The sequence below is a fragment of the Pseudomonas sp. HMSC063H08 genome (assembly GCF_001813645.1).
Classification (GTDB): domain Bacteria; phylum Pseudomonadota; class Gammaproteobacteria; order Pseudomonadales; family Pseudomonadaceae; genus Pseudomonas; species Pseudomonas aeruginosa.
Map to the genome: position 1 here is coordinate 808 of NZ_KV813444.1, position 925 is coordinate 1,732.

Annotated in this window: 1 protein-coding gene; it reads left to right on the forward strand. The window is 66.2% G+C overall.

The features are described 5' to 3' along the window. On the forward strand, positions 1 to 925 hold a 925-nt coding region (locus HMPREF2924_RS36980), incomplete at both ends, for an FtsK/SpoIIIE domain-containing protein (protein ID WP_256567955.1).

A 925-nucleotide genomic window follows, 5' to 3' on the forward strand; every position in this document is an offset into this window, starting at 1 on the left:
CTCTGTTCGTGCGCGGCCGCGACCATACCCAGTTGGAGGAACGCTGCATCACCCTGAGCAACGTACTGCTCGGCGCCGGCCTGGTGCCGGTCGAACCGCAGAACGAAGTCGGACCGCTGAACAGCTACCTGCGCTGGCTCCCCTCAAACTTCGATCCAAACGAGAAGCGAGCCCTGGAGTGGTACACCCAGATGATGTTCGCGCAGCACATCGCCAACCTGTCGCCCATCTGGGGGCGCACCACCGGTACCGGGCACCCTGGCTTCACGCTGTTCAACCGTGGCGGTGCGCCGTTGACCTTCGACCCGTTCAACAAGCTGGACCGGCAGATGAATGCCCACGGCTTCATCTTCGGGCCAACTGGCTCCGGCAAGTCGGCGTCCCTGACCAACCTCATCTGCCAGATGCTCGCCATGTACCTGCCGCGGATGTTCATCGCGGAAGCGGGCAACAGCTTCGGCCTGCTGGCCGACTTCGCCAAGCGGTTTGGCCTCTCTGTCCACCGGGTGCGCCTCGCCCCGGGCTCCGGCGTCAGCCTGGCGCCGTTCGCGGACGCCATCAAGCTGGTCGAGAGCCCCGACCAAGTGAAGGTCCTGGACGCCGAAGACATCGAGGCCTCGGACTCGGTCCAGGGCAGCAAGGCCGACCTCGAGGACGACCAGCGAGACATCCTGGGCGAGATGGAGATCGTCGCCCGCCTGATGATTACCGGTGGCGAAGAGAAGGAAGATGCGCGCCTGACCCGTGCCGATCGCAGCGCCGTCCGCCAGGCGATCCTGGCGGCGGCCAGGACCTGCGCCGCCGCGAACCGCACGGTACTGACCCAAGACGTGCGCGATGCGCTCTACGAGGCCTCCAGGAGCGATGGCACCGCGCCAGAACGGCGCGCACGGCTGGCCGAAATGGCGGAAGCCATGCAGATGTT